Annotated in this window: 15 protein-coding genes, 1 rRNA gene and 1 other annotated feature; all 16 genes read left to right on the top strand. The window is 42.3% G+C overall.

Going from position 1 to position 15,509, the window contains the following annotated elements; all coding sequences use genetic code 11:
• Positions 1–9 precede the first annotated feature (9 nt).
• The 16 genes from rrf (at position 10) to rae1 (ending at position 15,451) form a co-directional block, all read left to right on the top strand.
• A 5S ribosomal RNA gene (gene rrf / locus C6348_RS18295) occupies positions 10–125 on the top strand.
• Between the two features lie 177 nt (positions 126–302).
• Positions 303–767, top strand: a complete 465-nt coding sequence (locus tag C6348_RS18290; protein ID WP_003217184.1) for a CtsR family transcriptional regulator — start codon at positions 303–305, stop codon at positions 765–767.
• 14 nt (positions 768–781) lie between these two features.
• Positions 782–1,339, top strand: coding sequence for a protein-arginine kinase activator protein McsA (gene mcsA / locus C6348_RS18285; RefSeq protein ID WP_034665655.1), 558 nt, complete (start codon positions 782–784; stop codon positions 1,337–1,339).
• 4 nt (positions 1,340–1,343) lie between these two features.
• Positions 1,344–2,435 carry a protein-arginine kinase McsB gene (mcsB, locus tag C6348_RS18280; protein ID WP_034665652.1) on the top strand — a complete coding sequence of 364 codons (1,092 nt, stop codon included), beginning with the start codon at positions 1,344–1,346 and terminating at the stop codon, positions 2,433–2,435.
• Positions 2,432–4,867 carry an ATP-dependent protease ATP-binding subunit ClpC gene (gene clpC / locus C6348_RS18275; protein WP_034665649.1) on the top strand — a complete coding sequence of 812 codons (2,436 nt, stop codon included), beginning with the start codon at positions 2,432–2,434 and terminating at the stop codon, positions 4,865–4,867. The genes mcsB and clpC overlap by 4 nt, the downstream gene beginning before the upstream one ends.
• A 93-nt stretch (positions 4,868–4,960) precedes the next feature.
• Positions 4,961–6,340: a DNA repair protein RadA gene (gene radA, locus C6348_RS18270; protein ID WP_034620767.1), complete on the top strand. Its 1,380-nt coding sequence runs from the start codon at positions 4,961–4,963 to the stop codon at positions 6,338–6,340.
• A gap of 2 nt (positions 6,341–6,342) precedes the next feature.
• A complete protein-coding gene (gene disA / locus C6348_RS18265) occupies positions 6,343–7,422 on the top strand; it encodes a DNA integrity scanning diadenylate cyclase DisA (RefSeq protein ID WP_012008686.1) in 1,080 nt (359 codons plus the stop codon).
• A gap of 153 nt (positions 7,423–7,575) precedes the next feature.
• On the top strand, positions 7,576–8,676 hold the full coding sequence (locus C6348_RS18260) for a PIN/TRAM domain-containing protein (RefSeq protein WP_003217214.1): 1,101 nt from the start codon (positions 7,576–7,578) through the stop codon (positions 8,674–8,676).
• A 13-nt stretch (positions 8,677–8,689) separates the two neighbouring features.
• Positions 8,690–9,379, top strand: a complete 690-nt coding sequence (gene ispD, locus C6348_RS18255) for a 2-C-methyl-D-erythritol 4-phosphate cytidylyltransferase (protein WP_034665643.1) — start codon at positions 8,690–8,692, stop codon at positions 9,377–9,379.
• 3 nt (positions 9,380–9,382) lie between these two features.
• Complete coding sequence (gene ispF / locus C6348_RS18250; protein WP_003216928.1) at positions 9,383–9,859, top strand: 2-C-methyl-D-erythritol 2,4-cyclodiphosphate synthase; 477 nt, start codon at positions 9,383–9,385, stop codon at positions 9,857–9,859.
• A 94-nt stretch (positions 9,860–9,953) separates the two neighbouring features.
• Positions 9,954–11,405, top strand: a complete 1,452-nt coding sequence (gene gltX / locus C6348_RS18245; protein ID WP_060595375.1) for a glutamate--tRNA ligase — start codon at positions 9,954–9,956, stop codon at positions 11,403–11,405.
• Positions 11,405–11,636, top strand: a binding site (T-box leader). (Overlaps the previous gene by 1 nt.)
• Positions 11,637–11,717: 81 nt before the next feature.
• Positions 11,718–12,371, top strand: coding sequence for a serine O-acetyltransferase (cysE, locus tag C6348_RS18240; RefSeq protein ID WP_012008691.1), 654 nt, complete (start codon positions 11,718–11,720; stop codon positions 12,369–12,371).
• Positions 12,368–13,768 (top strand): cysteine--tRNA ligase, encoded by a 1,401-nt coding sequence (gene cysS, locus C6348_RS18235; RefSeq protein ID WP_106043927.1) that lies wholly within the window; start codon positions 12,368–12,370, stop codon positions 13,766–13,768. Before cysE ends, cysS begins: the two co-directional genes overlap by 4 nt.
• 3 nt (positions 13,769–13,771) lie before the next feature.
• Positions 13,772–14,203 carry a Mini-ribonuclease 3 gene (locus tag C6348_RS18230; RefSeq protein WP_034665636.1) on the top strand — a complete coding sequence of 144 codons (432 nt, stop codon included), beginning with the start codon at positions 13,772–13,774 and terminating at the stop codon, positions 14,201–14,203.
• The gene (gene rlmB / locus C6348_RS18225) at positions 14,187–14,936 is read left to right on the top strand and encodes a 23S rRNA (guanosine(2251)-2'-O)-methyltransferase RlmB (protein ID WP_034665632.1); all 750 of its coding nucleotides are present in this window, start codon (positions 14,187–14,189) and stop codon (positions 14,934–14,936) included. Before C6348_RS18230 ends, rlmB begins: the two co-directional genes overlap by 17 nt.
• A gap of 2 nt (positions 14,937–14,938) precedes the next feature.
• A complete protein-coding gene (rae1, locus tag C6348_RS18220) occupies positions 14,939–15,451 on the top strand; it encodes a ribosome-dependent mRNA decay endonuclease Rae1/YacP (protein WP_034665628.1) in 513 nt (170 codons plus the stop codon).
• Positions 15,452–15,509: the final 58 nt, after the last annotated feature.

The following is a 15,509-nucleotide window of genomic DNA, read 5'->3' as shown; positions in this document are numbered from 1 at the left end:
TCCATCAGGTTTGGTGGCGATAGCGAAGAGGTCACACCCGTTCCCATACCGAACACGGAAGTTAAGCTCTTCAGCGCCGATGGTAGTTGGGGGTCTCCCCCTGTGAGAGTAGGACGCCGCCAAGCTTTTCTAAGGATCAGTTCCATACGGAACTGGTCTTTTTTGTGTTTTTGAGAGGTTTGACACCATATAAATGTGGAAATAATATTCTTAGTTGAGCGATTATCTTGAAAAATCGATCGAAAAAATTTATAGTAAGGTTAAAGTCAAATATAGTCAAAGTCAATGGAGGAGGAGGCGGAGTGGCACAAAATATTTCTGATATCATCGAGCAGTATTTGAAGGAAGTCTTGGATCAGAATGGTCGAGAAATATTAGAAATTAAGCGCAATGAAATTGCAGATAAGTTTCAATGCGTACCTTCACAAATTAACTATGTTATCAATACACGCTTTACGAGCGAGAGAGGCTATATCGTTGAAAGTAAGCGTGGCGGCGGTGGCTATATCCGCATCATTAAAGTCAAAATGAATGATGAAGTCGACTTATTGAACAACATTATTTCCCAAATATATCATCGTTTATCACAGGCTGCCTCTGATCATATCATCATGCGTCTTGTAGAAAATAACATTTTATCTGAAAGAGAAGCAAAGATGATGATCAGTGTCATGGACCGTTCTGTTTTGCACATTGATTTACCTGAACGAGATGAATTGAGAGCTCGGATGATGAAAGCGATGTTAAATGCTTTGAAATTAAAGTAAAGCGGGTGAAAAGATTGATTTGTCAAGAATGCAATGAGAGACCAGCCACTTTTCACTTTACGAAAGTTATAAATGGAGAAAAACAAGAAATGCACATATGTGAACAATGTGCAAAAGAAAACAGTGATTCATATGCTATGAGTGGAAACCAAGGTTTCTCGATTCACAACTTATTATCAGGTTTATTGAATATTGATCCTAGCTTTACCACAAGTGCTAATAAGGGATCTTCTATTTTTCAAGAAGCGAGAGAAGTGGATCAATGTCCTAAGTGTGGCTTAACCTTTCAACAATTCAGAAAAACAGGCCGTTTTGGCTGTGCAGAATGCTATCGTTCATTTGATCAGTATCTGAACCCTGTTTTACGGAAAGTCCATAGTGGAAATACAGTCCATAATGGAAAAGTGCCTAAACGGATTGCCGGCAGTCTTCATGTCCGCCGGAAACTTGAGTTAATGCAGCAAGAGCTGAAGCAGTTGATTGAACAAGAAGAGTTTGAAAAAGCAGCGGAAGTTCGAGATCAAATTCGTGCATTAGAGCACGAGCAATCTCAGCAGAGGGAGGGAGATTAACAACATGTCGCTCCAGCATTTTATTCAAGACGCTTTAAGTCAATGGATGAAACAAAAAGGACCAGAAAGTGACATTGTTCTAAGCAGTCGAATCCGGCTAGCACGCAACCTAGAGCATGTTCGTTTCCCAACTCAGTTTTCTCAAGAAGAGGCTGAAGCTGTTCTCCAGCAATTCGAGCAAAAGTTTGCTAGCCAGGAAGTGAAGGACATCGGAAACTTTGTTCTGATTCGAATGAATGAAACGCAGCCTTTAGCAAAGAGAGTACTTGTTGAAAAACATTTGATCAGCCCAAACTTAGCTGAATCAAGATTTGGCGGTTGTTTGCTTTCTGAAAATGAGGAAATCAGTGTGATGCTGAATGAAGAAGACCATATTCGGATCCAATGCTTATTCCCAGGATTCCAACTAGCCAATGCATTAAAAGCGGCTAATCAGATAGATGACTGGATTGAAGAGCAAGTGGATTATGCGTTTTCGGAAAAGCGGGGATACTTAACAAGCTGTCCAACTAATGTAGGTACAGGTATTAGGGCATCGGTCATGATGCATTTACCAGCTTTAGCCCTCACAAGACAAATGAATCGGATTATTCCGGCCATTAATCAATTAGGTCTTGTAGTCAGAGGAATTTATGGTGAAGGCAGCGAAGCAATAGGGAACATCTTTCAAATTTCAAATCAAATGACACTTGGTCAATCAGAAGAAGATATTGTAGACGACTTAAATAGTGTGACCGCTCAGCTCATTGAACAAGAGCGATCTGCACGAAAGGCGTTATATCAAACATCTCAAATTGAACTTGAGGACAGAGTGTACCGTTCCTTAGGGATATTGTCCAATTGTCGTATGATTGAATCAAAGGAAACAGCAAAGTGTTTGTCAGATGTGCGGCTTGGAATTGATTTAGGTATCATTAAGGGGCTTTCAAGTAATATACTGAATGAACTCATGATTTTGACTCAGCCTGGCTTTCTTCAACAGTACTCAGGAGGAGCTTTGGAGCCAAATGAACGAGATATAAAACGAGCAGCGATTATTAGAGAAAGGCTGCGTTTAGAAATGCATAGGAATGGACAGGAGGATGAAACGATATGATGTTTGGAAGATTCACTGAAAGAGCTCAAAAGGTATTAGCACTTGCACAAGAAGAAGCCATTCGCCTAGGCCATAAGAACATTGGTACTGAGCACATTTTACTTGGTCTAGTACGTGAGGGTGAGGGCATCGCCGCAAAAGCGTTAGAAGCACTGGGCCTTGTTTCAGATAAAATCCAAAAAGAAGTCGAAAGCTTGATTGGAAGAGGGCAAGAGGTGTCTCAAGCTATTCCTCATTATACGCCTAGAGCGAAGAAGGTCACTGAGCTTTCAATGGATGAAGCAAGAAAGCTAGGTCATTCCTATGTAGGGACAGAACATATTCTATTAGGTCTTATTCGCGAGGGAGAGGGTGTAGCTGCCCGCGTTTTAAATAACCTCGGAGTGAGCTTAAATAAAGCACGTCAGCAAGTTCTGCAGCTGCTTGGCAGCAATGAAACAGGTGCATCTGCCGCTGGCTCTAACAGCAATGCAAATACACCAACATTAGATAGCTTGGCAAGGGATTTAACAGCTATTGCGAAAGAAGACAGCTTGGACCCTGTCATTGGACGAAGCAAAGAAATTCAGCGTGTCATTGAGGTCCTAAGCAGAAGAACAAAAAATAACCCTGTGCTGATTGGTGAGCCTGGTGTTGGTAAAACAGCCATCGCTGAAGGTCTTGCGCAGCAAATTATTCATAATGAAGTGCCTGAAATCCTGCGCGATAAACGAGTGATGACACTTGATATGGGAACCGTTGTAGCGGGAACGAAATATCGTGGTGAATTTGAGGATCGTTTGAAAAAAGTCATGGACGAAATTCGTCAGGCAGGAAATATCATTCTCTTCATTGATGAGCTTCATACACTCATTGGTGCTGGTGGAGCAGAGGGTGCGATTGACGCATCTAATATTCTCAAACCATCCTTAGCACGTGGAGAGCTTCAATGTATCGGGGCGACAACGTTAGATGAGTACCGTAAATATATTGAAAAGGATGCTGCGCTTGAACGACGTTTCCAGCCAATTCAAGTGGATCAGCCATCTGTTGATGAAAGTATTCAAATCTTAAGAGGACTTAGAGATCGTTATGAGGCACATCACCGTGTGTCCATTACGGATGAAGCGATTGAGGCGGCGGTGAAGCTGTCTGACCGTTATATTTCTGATCGTTTCCTTCCAGATAAGGCGATTGATTTAATTGATGAGGCAGGTTCGAAAGTCCGCTTACGTTCTTTCACAACACCGCCTAACCTAAAAGAACTAGAGCAAAAGCTCGATGAAGTACGCAAGGAAAAGGATGCTGCTGTTCAAAGTCAGGAATTTGAAAAAGCAGCTTCTCTTCGCGATACGGAACAGCGTTTGCGTGAAAAAGTAGAAGTCACAAAGAAATCTTGGAAAGAAAAGCAAGGACAGGAGAATTCAGAGGTATCAGTGGATGATATCGCAATGGTTGTCTCTAGCTGGACGGGAGTGCCTGTTTCAAAAATTGCACAAACAGAAACAGATAAGCTTCTCAATATGGAACAATTGCTCCATTCTCGTGTGATCGGGCAGGATGAAGCGGTTGTCGCTGTAGCAAAAGCTGTGAGACGTGCGCGTGCTGGCCTAAAAGATCCAAAACGTCCAATCGGCTCCTTTATCTTCTTAGGCCCAACAGGGGTTGGTAAAACGGAGCTTGCAAGAGCACTCGCAGAGTCTATTTTCGGTGATGAAGAAGCGATGATCCGTATTGATATGTCTGAATACATGGAAAAACACTCTACATCTAGACTTGTTGGGTCACCTCCAGGCTATGTTGGCTATGAAGAAGGCGGTCAACTGACTGAAAAAGTGAGAAGAAAACCTTATTCTGTTGTGCTTTTAGACGAGATTGAAAAGGCACATCCAGATGTATTCAACATTTTGCTACAAGTGTTAGAAGATGGCCGTCTGACTGATTCTAAAGGGCGTACCGTTGACTTTAGAAATACGATTTTGATCATGACATCCAACGTTGGAGCTAGTGAACTGAAGCGAAATAAATATGTTGGCTTTAATGTGCAGGATGAAGGACAAAATTACAAGGATATGAAAGGCAAAGTGATGGGCGAGTTGAAGCGTGCATTTAGACCAGAATTCATCAACCGTATTGATGAAATCATTGTCTTCCATTCACTTGAAAAGAAACATCTAAAAGAGATCGTGTCTCTCATGTCTGATCAATTGACGAAACGATTAAAAGAACAAGACCTTTCAATCGAATTGACGGAAGCAGCAAAAGCGAAGATTGCCGACGAAGGTGTAGATCTTGAGTACGGTGCGCGCCCGTTAAGAAGAGCGATTCAAAAGCATGTGGAGGATCGACTTTCTGAGGAGCTTCTGAAGGGTAATATTGAAAAAGGTCAACATATCGTATTAGATGTGGAAGATGGAGAAATTGTCGTAAAAACGACGGCTGCTACGAACTAATATAGTAAGAAAAAAGTGTGAGGCATACCAGTAAAGTGTATGCCTCCCTTTACTTATTTTCTGATCAGTATAAGGAGTTGTATTCTTCAATCTATGGCTAAGACAAAATCAAAATTTATATGCCAATCGTGCGGTTATGAGTCAGCCAAATGGATGGGGAAATGTCCAGGCTGCGGCACGTGGAACAGTATGACAGAAGAGGTCGTTCGCAAAGAGCCGGCAAACCGTCGAAGCGCTTTTAATCATTCTGTTCAAACCATTCAAAAACCTTCACCTATATCTGCAATTGAAACATCAGATGAACCCCGAATCAAAACGAATTTAGAAGAATTTAACCGAGTATTAGGAAGTGGAATTGTCAAAGGCTCTCTTGTTCTCATTGGCGGAGATCCTGGGATTGGGAAGTCCACATTATTATTACAAGTATCAGCACAGCTCTCAGACAAAAATCAGAATGTATTATACATATCTGGTGAGGAGTCCATTAAACAAACGAAGCTAAGAGCGGACCGCCTCGGCATAAAAAGCACCTCTTTACATGTTTTGGCTGAAACCGATATGGAGTATATAACGTCTGCTATACAAGAGATGAAACCCGCTTTTGTCGTGGTGGATTCGATTCAAACCGTTTATCAAAGCGATATTACGTCAGCTCCTGGGTCTGTATCTCAAGTGAGAGAATGTACAGCACAGCTGATGAAAATTGCCAAGACAAATGGTATTCCAATATTTATCGTTGGTCACGTGACCAAAGAAGGCTCGATCGCAGGTCCACGCCTTTTAGAGCATATGGTGGACACGGTTCTTTATTTTGAAGGCGAGCGTCATCATACGTTTCGTATCTTACGTGCGGTGAAAAACCGATTTGGCTCGACGAATGAACTAGGGATTTTTGAAATGAGAGAGGAAGGACTCACGGAAGTATTAAACCCATCCGAAATTTTCTTAGAAGAACGTTCGGCAGGTGTATCTGGTTCGTGTGTTGTTGCCTCAATGGAAGGAACAAGACCTGTTCTTGTCGAGATACAAGCATTAATTTCACCGACAAGCTTCGGAAATCCACGGAGAATGGCCACTGGCCTTGATCATAATCGTGTGTCATTGCTAATGGCCGTTTTAGAAAAACGTGTCGGACTGCTGCTGCAAAACCAAGATGCGTATTTAAAGGTCGCAGGCGGTGTGAAGCTTGACGAACCGGCGATTGACTTGGCCATTGCGGTCAGTATTGCTTCAAGTTTTAAAGACGCAGCGCCGCATCAAGCGGATTGCTTTATAGGAGAGGTCGGTCTGACGGGGGAAGTCAGAAGAGTATCAAGAATTGAACAGCGTGTGCAGGAAGCTGCGAAACTAGGATTTAAGCGAATGTTTATTCCTCAGGCGAATATAGATGGATGGAAAAAGCCGAGAGGGATTGAGTTAGTCGGTGTAGAAAATGTAGCGGAGGCACTTCGAATTTCACTAGGGGGATCATAGAAATGGAAAAAGAGAAAAAAGGAGCGAGAGAACTCGATCTCTTAGATATCGTACAGTTTGTGGCACCAGGGACACCTCTTCGGGCTGGGATCGAAAATGTCCTGAGGGCTAATACTGGCGGGCTCATTGTTGTTGGTTATAACGACAAAGTCAAGAGTGTTGTAGATGGAGGGTTTCATATTAACTCTGCCTTCTCCCCAGCACACTTATATGAATTGGCTAAGATGGATGGAGCCATTATTTTAAGCGATTCTGGTCAAAAGATCTTGTATGCGAATACACAGCTGATGCCAGATGCAACCATCCATTCATCGGAAACGGGCATGAGGCACCGTACTGCTGAACGTGTAGCGAAGCAGACAGGCTGCTTAATCATTGCGATTTCTGAACGGAGGAACGTCATTACCTTATACCAAGGAAATCGTCGTTATACGCTGAAAGATATTGGCTTTATTTTAACGAAGGCCAACCAAGCCATACAAACACTTGAGAAATATAAAACCATTTTAGATCACGCCATTTCTGCGCTAAGCGCCCTAGAGTTTGAAGAGCTTGTGACCTTTGGTGATGTATTATCCGTGCTGCATCGTTACGAGATGGTGCTTAGAATCAAAAATGAAATCAATATGTATATCAAAGAGCTCGGAACAGAAGGACATTTGATCCGTCTGCAAGTCAATGAACTGATTACGGATATGGAGCAGGAAGCGGCTTTATTTATTAAAGATTATGTGAAAGAAAAGATTAAAGATCCATATGTTCTGCTTAAACAGCTCCAAGATATGTCTAGCTTTGAGCTTTTAGATGACTCCATTCTGTACAAGTTACTTGGCTATCCAGCTTCTACAAATATTGACGAATATGTGTACACAAGAGGCTACAGATTGCTTCACAAAATCCCTAGACTGCCTATGCCAATCGTCGAAAACGTGGTTGAAGCGTTCGGTGTGTTAGATCGAATTATGGAAGCAGATGTACAAGATTTGGATGAAGTAGAAGGAATTGGAGAAGTAAGAGCGAAAAAGATAAAAAAAGGATTAAAAAGACTGCAAGAAAAACATTATATCGACCGCCAGCTATAAGAAGAGAAATTTTTCTTAAACACGGTTAAAAATGGATGAATATGGGTATATTAATGATGCTTTTGTTTTCTGTTGATTATGATAGGAAACTTAAACATATATCAATGTCAGGTGAGGGTGGATTGACAGATGAAAAATAAAGGAGGTGAAGGTATGTTAAAAAGAATCGTTCAGGCGTTTTTTATCATTTTTGGTGCAGTTGTAGGGATTTTTATCATTCCAGAGTTATTTCTGCTGTTAAATGTAAAGGACATACCTTTCATAACAAATGCTTACTCTTCAGCACTAATAGGAGCCGCTGTGTTCTTTATCATCGGCAAATGGTGCACAGGCTATGTGGTTAATTGGGTGAAATGGATCGAGGATTCTCTATTAAAGGCGCCTCTTCCTGATCTTATATCTGGAAGTTTCGGATTAGTATTTGGACTTATTCTAGCATATCTTATTGTAAACGTGATCCCGCTAAACAATATCCCATATCATATTTTTGGTACCATTATTCCGATTTTCCTGGCTTTCTTTTTAGGATACCTTGGATTTCAGGTAGGGTTTAAGAAGAAGGATGAAATGATGGGGCTGTTCTCCCGATCTGCAAAGGTCACCAAGAAAAAAGGAGCAGCTGATGATGAACCTGAAATAGAAGATAAAAAGCTGAAAATTTTAGACACAAGTGTTATCATTGATGGAAGAATCGCAGATATTTGTCAAACTGGATTCTTAGAAGGTGTCATGGTCATTCCTCAATTTGTGCTCGAGGAATTACAGCATATTGCAGACTCTTCTGATGTATTAAAGAGAAATAGAGGCCGAAGAGGTCTTGATATTTTAAATCGTATTCAAAAAGAATTAGATATCAAAGTTGAAATTTACGAAGGTGACTTTGAAGACATTCAAGAGGTTGATAGCAAGCTTGTGAAGCTCGCTAAATTAACTTCAGGTGTTGTTGTGACAAATGATTTTAATTTAAATAAAGTATGCGAACTTCAAAAAGTAGCAGTGTTAAACATCAATGATCTAGCCAATGCGGTGAAACCGGTTGTGCTACCTGGGGAAGAAATGAAGGTACAGGTCATTAAAGATGGGAAAGAGCATAACCAAGGTGTTGCTTACTTAGATGACGGTACGATGATTGTGGTCGAAGAAGGACGCAATTACATTGGAAAAGACATCGATGTGCTCGTCACAAGTGTGCTGCAGACTGCTGCTGGAAGAATGATTTTTGCGAAGCCAAAACTTCTGGAGAAGGCGCTCTAAAGGGAGAACGAACATGTATTATGAAGTAGTTATTCCGGCTGCGGGGCAGGGGAAACGAATGAAGGCCGGCCGCAATAAGCTTTTTATTGAGCTGAAAAGAATGCCGGTCATTATTCATACACTAAAGGTGTTTGACGCTCATTCGCAATGCAAACGCATGATCCTAGCGATCAATGAAGAGGAGCGTCAAGACTTTGAAAGGCTACTCAAGGTACACGCTTTTCAAACGCCTGTTTCACTTGTCACTGGCGGTGAAGAACGTCAGCAAAGTGTATACGAAGGATTAAAGGCTGTGAAAGATGCAGACATCGTGCTTGTTCATGATGGGGCAAGGCCTTTTATTAAGCATACACAGATTGACTTGCTCGTTAAAGCAGCGATTGAAAAAGGCTCCGCAGTTGTAGCGGTACCAGTGAAAGACACAATCAAACGCGTTCAAGAAGGCAAAGTGGAACAAACCATTGAACGTCAGAGCTTGTGGGCAGTCCAGACCCCACAAGCTTTTCGTCATTCTATTTTAAAAGAGGCGCATGAATATGCGGAGCGGACCGGCTTTCTTGGAACAGACGACGCCAGTCTTGTGGAACAATTACATGGTGAAAACGTGTATATTGTCCAAGGAGATTACACCAATATTAAGCTGACGACACCGGATGATTTATTGGTTGCCAAGGCAATTATGGATGCGGAAAGAGGGTACTAGATCATGTTGAGAATAGGACAAGGCTTTGATGTACATCAATTAACAGAGGGAAGACCTTTGATTATCGGCGGGGTCACCATCCCTTATGAAAAGGGGCTGCTTGGGCATTCAGACGCTGATGTACTGCTTCACACAGTGGCAGATGCCTGCCTAGGTGCGATTGCTGAAGGAGATATCGGCAGACATTTCCCAGACACAGATCCTGAGTTTAAGGATGCGGATTCTTTTAAATTACTGCAGCATGTGTGGGCACTAGTAAAGGAAAAAGGCTACACACTTGTGAATATTGATTGCACAATCATGGCGCAAAAGCCCAAAATGGCACCTTACATTCAACCAATGTGTGAGAAGATTGCAGAAGCGCTTGAGGCAGATGTCACACAGGTGAATGTGAAAGCAACAACGACAGAGAAACTTGGATTTACAGGAAGAGGCGAAGGAATTGCCTCTCAGGCAACAGTGCTTCTTCAGAAAAAGTGAAATCCATTTTGATGAGAATGGGATTTGATGATAAAATACGTTTATAAAAAATTGGTGTCAGACAACATGATGCAGATGAAAGGAAGTTAAACTCATGGGAAATGAAGTGCGTGTTCGTTATGCACCGAGTCCAACTGGTCATTTACATATTGGGAATGCTAGAACGGCTCTTTTCAACTATTTGTTCGCACGCAGTCAAGGCGGCAAATTTATTATTCGAATCGAAGATACGGATCAAAAGCGTAATGTAGAAGGCGGAGAAGAAAGCCAGCTTCGCCACCTGCAATGGCTCGGTATTGATTGGGATGAGAGCATTGATAAAGATGGCGGCTATGGTCCTTACAGACAATCAGAGCGTAATGAGATTTACAAAAAATATTATGATGAGCTGCTAGAGAAAGACTTGGCGTATAAGTGCTATTGTACGGCTGAAGAGCTAGAGGAAGAGCGTGAAGCACAAATCGCCCGCAGTGAAATGCCTCGATATTCTGGTAAATGCAGCCATTTATCAAAAGAAGAAGAGGACAAGCTGATCGCTGAAGGAAGAGAGCCAAGTATCCGCTTCCGAGTGCCAAAAGGAGAAATTATCAAATTTGACGACATGGTCAAAGGCGATATTTCATTTGAGACAGACGGCATCGGTGATTTTGTCATTGTGAAGAAAGACGGTACGCCAACTTATAACTTCGCTGTAGCAGTGGATGATCATTTGATGAAAATGACTCACATTCTCCGCGGAGAGGATCACATTTCGAATACGCCTAAACAAATCATGATCTTCAACGCATTTGGCTGGGATGTTCCGCTATTCGGACATATGACGCTGATTGTGAACGAGAACCGCAAGAAATTAAGTAAACGTGATGAATCCATTATTCAATTCATCGAGCAATATAAAAACTTGGGCTATTTACCGGAAGCCCTGTTCAACTTCATTGCACTACTTGGATGGTCTCCGGTGGGCGAAGAAGAACTGTTTACAAAAGAGCAATTCATCGACATTTTCGATGTAAATCGACTTTCTAAGTCACCAGCTCTATTCGATATGCATAAACTAAAATGGGTAAATAACCAATATGTGAAGGCACTTGATCTTGATCAGGTTGTTGCGTTAACGCTTCCGCATCTTCAAAAGGCAGGCAAGGTAAGCGAGCAGCTGACAGAAGAAGAAAACACGTGGGTGCGCAAGCTTATTTCTCTGTATCACGAACAATTAAGCTATGGAGCAGAAATTGTTGAGTTAACAGAGTTGTTCTTTAAGGAGCAAATTGAGTATAATCAAGAGGCGAAGGAAGTTTTAGCAGAGGAGCAAGTACCAGAAGTCATGGCATCTTTTGCTGGTCAGCTTGAACGACTTGAATCTTTCACACCTGATGAAATCAAGGCTGCTATTAAAGCGGTACAAAAAGAAACAGGGCATAAAGGCAAGAAACTATTCATGCCAATTCGTGTGGCTGTCACAGGACAAACGCATGGCCCAGAACTTCCGCAAAGTATTGAACTACTAGGTAAAGAAACGGTATTAAACCGCATTAAGCAAATATAAGGAAATCGTTGCGAGGGAGAAGTACAATGTTTTCGTCCATCACAGAAAGAGTCTTCACCGGCTGAAAGAGACTTATGGGCAGACGTTGGAAATGCACCCTCAAGACCCTTGAGGAACACGAGTACGTTAGTATGCAAGGGCGGTACCCTCCGTTATGGGATTAAGTTGAGAAGGCTGCAAAATGAGGGCTTTCTAAACAGAGTGGAACCGCGTTTTCAAAACGTCTCTGTCATTTGGCAGAGGCGTTTTTTATTTGTCCAAAAAAGAGAGCAAGTCCTAAGAGAGATTGATGGGGAAGAACGGGGGGAGCATGTGTTTTTCAAAATGCTGAAAGAAGATATTGATACTGTGTTTGATCAAGATCCTGCTGCTAGAAGCTATATTGAAGTAGTGCTAACCTATTCAGGGCTTCATGCGATTTGGGCTCATCGTATCGCGCACGCATTTTATAAGCGTAAGCTGTACTTTCTTGCGCGGATCATTTCTCAGGTCAGCCGGTTTTTCACAGGGGTGGAAATTCACCCTGCGGCAACCATTGGCAGGCGCTTCTTCATTGACCACGGCATGGGAGTGGTGATTGGGGAAACATGTGAAATTGGAGACAACGTCACTGTTTTCCAAGGCGTGACACTAGGGGGAACAGGGAAAGAAAAGGGAAAGCGGCACCCGACCATTTTAGACGATGCCCTCATTGCGACAGGTGCAAAGGTGCTTGGTTCCATTACAGTCGGAAAAGGGGCCAAGATTGGTGCGGGGTCAGTTGTGTTAAAGGACGTACCAGACCATTCCACCGTTGTCGGTATACCTGGGCGAGTCGTCGTTCAAAATGGGAAGAAAATCAATCGTGATCTCAATCATCAAGATTTGCCAGATCCGATTTCCGATCGTTTCAAAGAATTGGAACGAGAAATGGAAAAGCTAAAAGGTGAGCTGGCTTCATTGAGCAGAAAGGAAGAACAATCATGACAATCAATATTTATAATACATTGACACGTAAGAAAGAAGAATTTGTCCCGCTTGAACCAGGAAAGGTCAAGATGTATGTGTGCGGACCAACCGTTTATAACTACATTCATATCGGGAATGCCAGACCTGCTATTGTTTATGACACTGTACGTAAGTATTTAGAATACAGCGGCTATGATGTGAACTTTGTATCAAACTTTACAGATGTGGATGATAAACTCATCAAAGCAGCCAATGAACTCGGAGAAGATGTTCCGACGATTGCTGACCGCTTTATCCAAGCCTACTTTGAAGACGTCAGTGCACTAGGCTGCAAAAAAGCTGACCTTCACCCGCGAGTGACGGAAAATATGGATGATATCATTGCATTTATTGCGACATTGATTGAAAAAGGCTACGCTTATGAAGCGGATGGCGACGTGTATTACAGCACACGCTCATTTGAAGGCTACGGAAAGCTTTCTCACCAGTCGATTGATGAACTGAAGACAGGTGCTCGTATTCGTGTAGGTGAGAAGAAACGAGATGCACTAGACTTTGCTTTATGGAAGGCTGCAAAGGATCAAGAAATCTCATGGGATAGCCCGTGGGGCGAAGGACGCCCAGGCTGGCACATCGAATGCTCGGCCATGGTTAAAAAATATTTAGGTGATACGATCGACATTCATGCTGGCGGACAGGATTTAACCTTCCCTCACCATGAAAATGAAATCGCTCAATCCGAGGCTTTGACAGGGAAACCTTTTGCGAAGTATTGGATGCATAACGGATATATTAATATTGAGAATGAAAAAATGTCAAAATCACTTGGAAACTTTGTGCTCGTGCATGACATTGTGAAAGAACAAGATCCTGATGTGCTACGCTTCTTTATGTTGTCGGTTCACTACCGTCATCCAATTAACTACTCAATGGATTTACTAGAGAGTACAAAGAGTGCGTTTAACCGACTCAAAACGTCGTATGCTAATTTACATCATCGCCTCGAGAGCAGCACGAATATCACAGAAGACAATACTGAATGGCTGGCGAAGGTTGAGGAGCAGCGTGCGACATTTATTTCTGAAATGAATGATGACTTTAATACGGCAAATGCAATTTCTGTTTTATTCGAACTTGCGAAACAGGCGAATTATTATATGGAAAATGATCATACTTCGGAGGAAGTGATCAAGGCATTTATCGGCTTATTCCAAGAAATCACGTCTGTTCTTGGCTTCTCATTAGAAGAAAAGCTCACGCTTGACGAAGAAGTAGAAGCGTTAATTGAAAAACGCAATGAGGCTAGAAGAAATCGTGACTTTGCGCTATCTGATCAAATTCGTGACCAGTTAAAGAGCATGAATATTGTATTGGAGGACACTCCTCAAGGTACTCGCTGGAAAAGAGGAGAATAGGTCATGTTGAATTTTGAAAAGCTGAAAGACGGTAAACAGTTGAACGGACTTGCGCTTGCTTATATGGGTGATGCCATTTTTGAAGTCTATGTGAGGCATCACCTCCTCCAAACGGGGGCGACAAAACCAAATGAGCTGCACAAACGAGCAAGCAAGATTGTTTCTGCTAAATCTCAGGCAGCTATTTTATTTACGCTTCAGCAGCAAGGCTTTTTCACTGAAGCAGAAGAAGCAGTGCTGAAAAGAGGAAGAAATGCAAAATCAGGCACAGTGCCTAAAAACACAGACGTTCAAACGTATCGTTATAGTACGGCGCTTGAAGCGCTCATGGGTTATTTATTTATTGAAAAGCAGGACGAACGCTTAGAAGAGCTGATTAGTCAGGCGATTGAAATCGGAACGTCAGGGAGGAAGACAAATGAGTCAGCAACATGATTATGTGATTGGGAAAAATGCAGTGATTGAAACACTGAAGTCAGATCGGGAGTTATACAAGCTCTGGATGGCAGAAAACACTGTAAAAGGACAAGCCCAGCAGGTCATTGAACTCGCTAAAAAACAAAATATCACCATTCAGTATGTTCCGAGGAAAAAGCTTGATCAAATGGTAACAGGTCAGCACCAGGGAATCGTTGCACAAGTAGCAGCATATGAATATGCGGAATTGGACGACCTGTATCAAATCGCCGAAAAGCGGAATGAACAGCCGTTTTTTCTTATTTTAGATGAAATTGAAGATCCTCATAATTTAGGATCCATTATGCGTACAGCAGATGCTGTAGGTGCACACGGGATTGTCATTCCGAAAAGGAGAGCGGTCGGCTTAACGACAACCGTTGCCAAAGCATCTACTGGGGCAATTGAACATATTCCTGTTGCCAAGGTCACCAATCTTTCAAGAGCTCTTGATGAGATGAAAGAAAGAGGAATCTGGGTCGCGGGAACAGATGCGTCTGCCAAACAGGATTACAGACAATTTGATGGTACGATGCCGCTTGCTCTTGTGATTGGCAGTGAAGGAAAAGGGATTGGCCGATTGATCAAGGAAAAGTGTGATTTTCTGATTAAGTTGCCTATGGCCGGGAAGGTCACTTCGTTAAACGCATCAGTTGCCGCTAGTCTATTGATGTATGAAGTGTATCGAAAACGTTATCCGTTAGGAGAATAGAGATGGACATCCTCTTAGTCGATGGATACAACATGATAGGTGCATGGCCTCGGCTGCAGCACTTAAAGGAAAACAGCTTTGAAGAAGCCAGAGACGTGCTGATTCAAAATTTAGCAGAATATCAAGCATACACAGGGTATCGAGTCATTGTCGTATTCGATGCCCATATGGTCAAAGGAATCGAAAAAAAGCGGATCAACCACCGAGTAGAGGTCATCTTTACGAGAGAGAATGAAACAGCTGATGAGCGGATTGAAAAGCTGGCCCAGGATTTGAATAATGTTCGGACGCAAATTCATGTGGCGACCTCAGACTTCACAGAACAATGGGCAATTTTTGGACAAGGAGCTCTTCGGAAGTCGGCTCGAGAGCTTTTGAGAGAGATTGAAGTGATCGAACGAAAGATAGAGACGAGAGTCAAAAAGATTACTTCTGATAAACCAGTATCCAAGATTGAATTGTCAGAAGATGTATTGAAAACGTTTGAAAAATGGCGGCGTGGGAATCTGGAATAGCTTGACGATATTTCAACCATTAATGTATAATATTTCTATCTAGGTGCGGTCGGGGGGA

It is taken from the genome of Bacillus sp. YBWC18, from assembly GCF_002998775.1.
GTDB lineage: Bacteria > Bacillota > Bacilli > Bacillales > Bacillaceae > Bacillus.
This window is presented reverse-complemented; position numbering and strand designations above follow the sequence as displayed.

Excerpts from the sequence above, each read along its gene's own strand:
- mcsB (WP_034665652.1), top strand. The coding sequence starts at position 1,344 with ATGTCGCTCCAGCATTTTATTCAAGACGCTTTAAGTCAATGGATGAAA.
- clpC (WP_034665649.1), top strand. The coding sequence starts at position 2,432 with ATGATGTTTGGAAGATTCACTGAAAGAGCTCAAAAGGTATTAGCACTT.
- radA (WP_034620767.1), top strand. The coding sequence starts at position 4,961 with ATGGCTAAGACAAAATCAAAATTTATATGCCAATCGTGCGGTTATGAG.
- disA (WP_012008686.1), top strand. The coding sequence starts at position 6,343 with ATGGAAAAAGAGAAAAAAGGAGCGAGAGAACTCGATCTCTTAGATATC.
- C6348_RS18260 (WP_003217214.1), top strand. The coding sequence starts at position 7,576 with ATGTTAAAAAGAATCGTTCAGGCGTTTTTTATCATTTTTGGTGCAGTT.
- ispD (WP_034665643.1), top strand. The coding sequence starts at position 8,690 with ATGTATTATGAAGTAGTTATTCCGGCTGCGGGGCAGGGGAAACGAATG.
- ispF (WP_003216928.1), top strand. The coding sequence starts at position 9,383 with ATGTTGAGAATAGGACAAGGCTTTGATGTACATCAATTAACAGAGGGA.
- gltX (WP_060595375.1), top strand. The coding sequence starts at position 9,954 with ATGGGAAATGAAGTGCGTGTTCGTTATGCACCGAGTCCAACTGGTCAT.
- cysS (WP_106043927.1), top strand. The coding sequence starts at position 12,368 with ATGACAATCAATATTTATAATACATTGACACGTAAGAAAGAAGAATTT.
- C6348_RS18230 (WP_034665636.1), top strand. The coding sequence starts at position 13,772 with ATGTTGAATTTTGAAAAGCTGAAAGACGGTAAACAGTTGAACGGACTT.
- rlmB (WP_034665632.1), top strand. The coding sequence starts at position 14,187 with ATGAGTCAGCAACATGATTATGTGATTGGGAAAAATGCAGTGATTGAA.
- rae1 (WP_034665628.1), top strand. The coding sequence starts at position 14,939 with ATGGACATCCTCTTAGTCGATGGATACAACATGATAGGTGCATGGCCT.